Source organism: Terriglobia bacterium, assembly GCA_036496425.1.
Classification (GTDB): Bacteria; Acidobacteriota; Terriglobia; order 20CM-2-55-15; family 20CM-2-55-15; genus 20CM-2-55-15.
Genome location: DASXLG010000022.1, coordinates 22,126 through 29,126, shown reverse-complemented (window position 1 = coordinate 29,126; position 7,001 = coordinate 22,126). Strand labels below are relative to the sequence as shown.

The 7,001-nt window shown below is 55.7% G+C and carries 8 protein-coding genes and 1 pseudogene; 4 read left to right on the top strand and 5 right to left on the bottom strand.

From position 1 onward, the window contains the following. Positions 1–329: 329 nt before the first annotated feature. From VGK48_01785 to VGK48_01775, 3 genes and pseudogenes are all read right to left on the bottom strand, one after another. On the bottom strand, positions 330–737 hold the full coding sequence (locus VGK48_01785) for a type II toxin-antitoxin system HicA family toxin (protein HEY2379888.1): 408 nt from the start codon (positions 735–737) through the stop codon (positions 330–332). Beyond that, positions 656–898, bottom strand: a pseudogene (locus VGK48_01780) (type II toxin-antitoxin system HicB family antitoxin). The gene VGK48_01785 and the pseudogene VGK48_01780 overlap by 82 nt, the downstream one beginning before the upstream one ends. A gap of 97 nt (positions 899–995) precedes the next feature. After that, the gene (locus VGK48_01775; protein HEY2379887.1) at positions 996–1,541 is read right to left on the bottom strand and encodes a DUF1440 domain-containing protein; all 546 of its coding nucleotides are present in this window, start codon (positions 1,539–1,541) and stop codon (positions 996–998) included. A 156-nt stretch (positions 1,542–1,697) separates the two neighbouring features. Between VGK48_01775 and VGK48_01770 the strand changes: the two genes are divergently transcribed. Continuing rightward, positions 1,698–2,621 (top strand): alpha/beta hydrolase, encoded by a 924-nt coding sequence (locus tag VGK48_01770; GenBank protein ID HEY2379886.1) that lies wholly within the window; start codon positions 1,698–1,700, stop codon positions 2,619–2,621. A gap of 88 nt (positions 2,622–2,709) precedes the next feature. Here VGK48_01770 and VGK48_01765 read toward each other — a convergent pair whose 3' ends face one another. Further along, entirely contained in the window at positions 2,710–3,021 is a 312-nt protein-coding gene (locus tag VGK48_01765; protein HEY2379885.1) for an RNA-binding protein, read from the bottom strand. A 497-nt stretch (positions 3,022–3,518) separates the two neighbouring features. On the opposite strand from VGK48_01765, the gene VGK48_01760 reads away from it, so the two are divergent. Continuing rightward, positions 3,519–3,902, top strand: a complete 384-nt coding sequence (locus VGK48_01760) for a BlaI/MecI/CopY family transcriptional regulator (GenBank protein ID HEY2379884.1) — start codon at positions 3,519–3,521, stop codon at positions 3,900–3,902. Between the two features lie 22 nt (positions 3,903–3,924). On the opposite strand, the gene VGK48_01755 is transcribed toward VGK48_01760, so the two are convergent. Further along, positions 3,925–4,254: an ATP-dependent Clp protease adaptor ClpS gene (locus tag VGK48_01755; GenBank protein HEY2379883.1), complete on the bottom strand. Its 330-nt coding sequence runs from the start codon at positions 4,252–4,254 to the stop codon at positions 3,925–3,927. 108 nt (positions 4,255–4,362) lie between these two features. On the opposite strand from VGK48_01755, the gene coxB reads away from it, so the two are divergent. Further along, on the top strand, positions 4,363–5,190 hold the full coding sequence (gene coxB, locus VGK48_01750; GenBank protein HEY2379882.1) for a cytochrome c oxidase subunit II: 828 nt from the start codon (positions 4,363–4,365) through the stop codon (positions 5,188–5,190). Positions 5,191–5,226: 36 nt separating this feature from the next. Next, positions 5,227–6,999, top strand: coding sequence for a cbb3-type cytochrome c oxidase subunit I (locus VGK48_01745; GenBank protein ID HEY2379881.1), 1,773 nt, complete (start codon positions 5,227–5,229; stop codon positions 6,997–6,999). The last annotated feature ends 2 nt before the right edge of the window (positions 7,000–7,001 follow it).

Sequence of the window (7,001 nt, the reverse complement as noted above, 5' to 3'; positions counted from 1 at the left end):
CAGCTTCCTGCTCCGAAACACACGCCTGCGGCGTGGATGACGCTATCCATAACCAACCAATCGGGTACCGTTCCAAATCCTGTTCCTACTGCCGCGCACTTCTGGCAAGCACCAACTGGTCATTCTTCATTAGCGCCGAAGGGCAAGCCATAATGGCGGGGAGGTTGAAGTTATGAGAAGGTCCGTCGAGGAACTATTAAATTCCTTCGAGCGGCTCCCCGAGGCAGAGAAGCGGAGGCGGCTTCTGAAATCATAAAGCGATCACTCGCTCTCGACCTACCAGAACTCTCTGACGAATCATTTGTCGCCGCAGCTGAAGAGATCTTTCTTCAATTAGACAAAGAGGAATCCATCCATGAATGAGCCGCAGCGCGGCAGCGGGTAAGGTGAGCTCTGGGAGCCGGGACTAGCGCAGTTCGCTCTCTGTCCATCCTGCGGTTAGAGCTTTTCCAATCCTTGCGATCAACTCCCGCTTGACGGAGGATCTTCGTGAGGAGCTTCTTTCCGATGTCTGAACCGTGCGAGTTCGGAATCGTAAGAACGAGCGATCCCTTTACAAGAAACTCATGTTTGTCACCGGAAATAGGGCCTTCAAAGCCGAGTCTTTTCAAATAGTGGAGCAGATCCTTTCGCTTGGTCGGTCCAAAAGGTGGCACTACACAACTTCTTTGACAGAAAGAGAAAGACCATCGATCACGGGTAACGTAAACCTCCGGGAGATGCGCACAAGGAGCCATTCTTCCAGCACTTCTGCCAATTACTCCCGGCATTCCTCCAACGTACCGGCATTCGCAAGAACCCCGTCGAAACCGGGAATCTCACCGTAAAAGGTCCCGTCGTCAGTAAGGATTTCATAGTGGGCCCGCTTCATGGCGGCTTGAATGTAGGACGTCAGCATATCAACTCTAGTTTGCTACGAAATCGGCTGATCTGCCAGTTACGTCATCCGCGAGTGGTGTTCGAAGGGTGTCGTGTAACGTTTGGCGCGGGCGCGATTATGAAACCCGCCGCAATTCCGGCTTGGTTCGTTGCGGAGCGCCTGTGGCAGCCTGCTCCACCGTATTGCAGAGCCGGCACACACCTTCCACAGCCGCCGCATACGCATAATGACTGACGAGTCCTTGAGCATGTGTGCTCACGGGCAATTTTTGCGGTGGCGGCGTCAGATTGAACATAGGCAGCAACACCGTCCAGCCTAAAAGCGAAAGGCCAATCCCGAAAGGGAGCCCTCCGGCTTTCGCCATCACAGGAAATTCGTTTCGTAGAATTCCATAGACGGCTCCCCAGCCGATGCCGTAGCCCCAGCGGACCGCCTGCCCAAGCGCAGATTTTGTCTCGCCGCTTATGCGGATTCCGAGAGCATCCTCGACCACGACGCGAGCGAGCTTTTCCGTCGGGTTCTCTGAGATCAGCTGCTCTTCCAGTTTCCTGTCCTTTTCCGGCTGAAGTTTCGACAGAATCCCCATAGCCTGGCCGATGACCGCTGTCCCCGCAACTCCGCCAATGGCACCGAAAATGGCGTTTTTGATTAATCTGTTCATATGAGCACCCTCTTATGAAATTAGACGCGTCCTTTACAGATCCATTCACCCTCTCCAGTTGCTTCGCGAATTATTGCCTCCATATGGTAGTGACAGTTTGGAATCCCATGAAGCGCAGTCTATAGTTATGGCACTTTCACACTACCGGAGGATGAGATGAGCGACATGGGCAGACGGGGTTTCATTGGAGCGGCGCTGGCGGGTTCGGCGGTGCCGGTGTTGAGCGCGGCGGTGCAGGTTCCCGAACCGTCGCAGAGCAAGGTCACTGTCGAGAGCGATGTCATTTACGGCAAAGGCGGCGACATGGATCTGAAACTCGATATCTACCGCCCGCCTGCAGGAGTGACGGCCAAACAAATGGCGACGATCCATTTTCATGGCGGCGGATTTACCGGCGGAAACAAAGAGTCGCTTGCTGAAAGGATCAAGCCGTTTGCAGCGCGAGGATACGTGGCGATTGCGGCTCAGTATCGTCTCGCGGGACAGGCCGGTTACCCCGCTTTGATTCACGATGCCAAGGCCTCCATTCGCTGGGTCCGCGCCCACGCGAAGACTCTCGGCATCGATCCGCAGCGCATCGGTGTCGTCGGTTACTCGGCCGGCGGCTACCATGCGCTCTTCACGGCGGGCACCGGTGATCGTCCTGAATTCGAAGGTACAGGCGGCAATGCGGGCGTCAGCACGAAGGTTGCGGTCTGCCTTGCGTACTATCCGGCGACGAACGTTACGGCCAGCATGTTGCCCGCGGGCAGCGATGAGGCGGCACGGAAAGCCGCCAATTCGACCACTTATATCGCGTCAGGTTTTCCGCCCATTGCGATTTTCCACGGGATGAAGGATGTCACGATTCCGATCGAAAGCAGCAGGAAGCTGGTACAGCAGTTTCAGGACGCGAAGGTTCCCGTGGAATTCCACGCCTTTGAAGGCGTGCCGCATGCGTTCGACAGCAATCCCGAATTCGCAGTCCTCTCCGCACAATTGGCCGACTTCTTTATCGACCGCCACATTTTGAATCCCCGCACCTATCCTCCATTCGGAGGCGGAGGAGCAAGAGGACAGCGCGGCGGCCGCGGCGACTGAGCGCCCGAACCATCGGAATCAAAAAAAGGGGACAGGTCACTTCTTTTCGGTGACCTGTCCCCTTTTGATTCAATCAGGAGCGCGTTCGTTAGTAACGACCGCGTCCACCACCACCGCCGCCTCGACCGCCGCCGCCGCCGCCGCCGAAGTCCCTCTTTACCATGGGCTTGGCTTCGTTCACCGTCAACGTTCGGCCATTGAGTTCGGAGCCGCTCAACTGGGCAATTGCCTGGTCTGCGCCATCCGTCATCGTCACGAATCCAAAGCCTTTGGATCGGCCTGTATCGCGGTCCGTGATGATCGCCACCGCTTCGACACTGCCGTGCTGCGCGAATGCGTTAGTGAGATCGCTTTCTGTGGTTTGAAACGACAGATTTCCAACAAATATTTTTTTCGACATTTATTTTCCTAATCTTGTAAGGGAACTTCCGGGGCTTTGCGGTGGGATCAAGGAACAATCGACAACCGATTAGACAAGGAGCTACCGAACATTTGAATTTTGGCGATTTCTTTACGCCGCCTATAAGGATACGCTAAACGGTGAGATAGTCAACCCCCTTAGCGACGAATTACCACGGCTCCGTCAAAGTTGTTTAGCCGCAGATGACGCGGATGACGCAGATCGGCGCTGAAAAAGACTTATTGAAGCGCCCATCTGCGTCATCCGCGTCATCTGCGGCTAAACCTGCTTCGCGGCTAGTCGACCCACAACGCTGTGTCGATTGGATCGACGCGTCCATTGAACAGTAAGCGGGAAGTCGACATTGATGCCGCCCGAGCCGGCCGCCGGGAGGGTAAATGGTTACTGAAACGACGAATGGCGTCCGCGGCGTCGCGACCACACACCATGTCGACTCCGGCTTGCGGGAGATGTGAATGCATGTTACAGTTCGTCACATGCCAAGGAGTAACACTCACCGGCGTCCGCTTACGGATCTGCAGCAGGCGATTCTGAATTTCATCTGGTCGAAAGGCTCGGCGACTTCCGAGGAGGTCCGGGAATCGCTGAAACCGCGGCATACATTGAAGGACCCAACGGTCAGAACGCTGCTGCGGCGGCTGGAGGCGCGGGGCTATCTCGGCCACAAGTTGGCAGGAAAGGTCTTCGTGTACCGGGCGAAAGTGCCGCAACTCAGCGTCGCGGCACGCGCGGTCCGGCAGATCATCGACCGGTTCTGTGCGGGATCGGTGGATCAGTTTCTGCTGGGAATGGTCGACGAGAAGGTGCTGTCGGCGGAGGAGATCCGGAAACTAGCGAAGAAAATCCGCAATTATCCGTAGGTTCCTTCCGCTTCGTCTCGTCTCAGCTTGCCGCCGGTTCCACAATCGCCGCCATGGACCCCAATGAACGCGGTAACCGCCAGTCCGGGCCATAGCTATGGATCAGGTCGCGCTTCTGTTCGGCCTTTTCGAGTTCACACGTCAGCAGGATGGTCGTGCCGTGGGTATCCACGTCGACCGCATGCGAGAGCGCTTTCGATTCGGAAAAGCCGAAGATCTTTTCCAGCATTTCGATGACGTAGTCATAGGTGTGGTCGTCATCGTTCAGCAGGATGACGTGATACAAGGGCTGCAGTTGAATGGAAGTGTCGTTGTCGACTTCCGGTTCTGCAGTGGCCGCTCTCGAAGGCATAAATTAAGGTTAAACCACCTTTGTGGTTTACGTCACCTAACGCTTTTGCTAAATTCCTGATTTGCTTTGCGTCCGTGGTTCGGTTCCTACCTTTAGGAGGGAATTCAGATGGCCGATGGCACAGGGCCAGGTCGGATAACCCTGAGCGGGGTCGTACTGGCCGGTTTGCTTCTTGTTCTCATCATTGTCTCGCTTTATTTCTTTATTGCACAACCCTTTTGGTTTCCGAAACTGGCTTCCGAGCACGGCGCAAAAATAGACAGCCTGTTCATGGCGGTGCTGGTCGTCAGCGGTATCGCCTTTATATTGGTTCAGGGCGCGCTCGGTTACTTCGTGGCACGATATGGGGAAAGTGGAACGGAACGGGCCGAATACTGGCACGACAATCCCAAAGCCGAAGCATTTTTACTGATCCTGACAGCAGTAATCCTGACGGTCCTTGTATTTATGGGGCAGCGGGTCTGGGCTTCGATCTATTTTGCCGATGCTCCCAAGAATGCGACCATCATTCAAGTTACCGGCGAACAGTTCGCATGGAACTTCCATTACGCCGGGCCGGACGGCCAATTCGGCCGCACAGATACGAAACTCATCACGGGCACGAACCCGATTGGTCTGGACCGGAGCGATCCGAATGCCAAAGACGACGTCTTGAGCATCGGCGTCATGCACGCGCCTGTCGGCAAGCCGGTTCGGGTCCAGTTGCGCTCGAAGGATGTCATTCATAGCTTCTTCCTTCCGAATTTCCGCATGAAGCAGGATGCCGTTCCCGGCATGGCTATCGAGGTATGGTTTACGCCGACCCTTACGGGACAATATGAGGTCGCATGCGCTGAACTGTGCGGTCTCGGACACTATCGAATGAAGGCGGCCTTCACAGTCGACGAGTCGCAGGACGCATTTAATAAATGGCTGGAAGAAGCCGGTAAACAGTAGCGCAAGCGCGCAGCCTGAATAGATGAAAGGGGAATCATGAGCGAGTCCCACACAGCCGAGCATACCCACCACGAGCTGGGCTTTATCCGGAAATATATTTTCAGTACGGATCATAAGATCATCGGCATTCAATACATGATCACCGCGATGGCAATGGCTGTTGTCGGCGGTTTTCTGTCCATGCTGATGCGGTATCAGCTCGCGTGGCCGACGACGCTGTCTCCGAATATGGCCAAGCTCTTCCCTACGGCGTGGGCGGGCGGCATCATGGCGCCCGAATTCTACATTTCGCTCGTCACGATGCACGGCACCATCATGGTCTTCTTCCTTTTTACAGCTGTGCTGACCGGGGGCTTTGGAAATTTCCTGATTCCGCTGCAGATCGGCGCGCGAGACATGGCGTTCCCATTCCTGAACGCGCTGTCGTACTGGATATTTCTGGTTTCCTGTGTCGTGATTTTCTCCGCATTGTTTGTGCAGACCGGAGCACCGATGGGAGGCTGGACGTCCTACGCGCCACTCAGCGCACTTCCCGCGGCGGCGCCTGGACAAGGTACCGGCGTGACCTTATGGATTACCGCAATCGCGCTGTTCAGCGCCTCGGGATTGATGGGCGGTCTGAATTACATCACGACGATCCTGACGATGCGCACCCGCGGCCTCTCGATGATGAGGCTTCCCCTGACTCAGTGGTCGCTGCTGGTTACGTCCGTGCTTGGTCTGCTTGCGTTTCCCGTGTTGCTGGGCGCCGCTATTCTGCTGACGTTCGATCGCGTGGGCGGAACGAGCTTCTTTGTCCCGGCGGGCGTGATCATGAACGGTCTGCCGGTCGATCACTCCGGCGGTCATCCTCTGCTCTGGCAGCACCTGTTCTGGTTCTTCGGACATCCTGAAGTTTACATCGTGGTTCTGCCGGCCATGGGCATGGCTTCCGACATTCTGTCGACGTTCTGCAGGAAGCCGATTTTCAGCTATCGGATGATGGTCTATTCGATGGTGGCCATCGCCGCTCTGAGTTTTATCGTCTGGGGCCACCATATGTTCGTCAGCGGAATGAATCCATTCCTCGGATCGGTCTTTACGCTCACGACATTGTTGATTGCGGTTCCCTCCGCTGTGAAAACCTTTAATTGGTTAGGTACGGTCTGGGGTGCCCGTATCCGCTTCACTGCCGCGGGCCTGTTCTCCATAGGATTCGTGTCGATGTTTGTCAGCGGGGGCCTGAGCGGAATATTCCTCGGGACATCGGCAGCGGATATACAACTTCAAGATACCTACTTCGTCGTGGCGCACTTCCATCTCGTCATGGCCATCGCGCCGTTGTTTGCCGCATTCGGTGGAATCTATTTCTGGTTCCCCAAAATGTTCGGCCGGTTTATGAACGAAACGCTGGGCAAAGCCCATTTCTGGCTGAGTTTCATTGGCGCCTATTGCGTGTTTTTCCCGATGCATATCCTGGGTATCGGGGGCCAGATGCGGCGCATCTATGATCCGACGCAGTACTTATTCCTGCAGGCGCAGCAGCCGGTTAACGTTTTCATCACATTAGCCGCCTTCGTGCTGGGAGCCTCTCAGCTCATTTTCCTGCTCAACTTCTTTATCAGCATTTTCGCCGGGAAGCGGGCGCTGGACAACAACCCGTGGCAGGCCACCGGCCTTGAATGGACCGTGCCCTGCCCGACGGGCCATGGTAACTTTGGAGAAGAGCTTCCTGTGGTGCATCGCTGGCCCTTTGACTACAGCGTGCCCGGAGAGAAAGAAGACTTCATTCCGCAGACGGTTCCTGCAACCGCGACGGCGAAACATTAAAA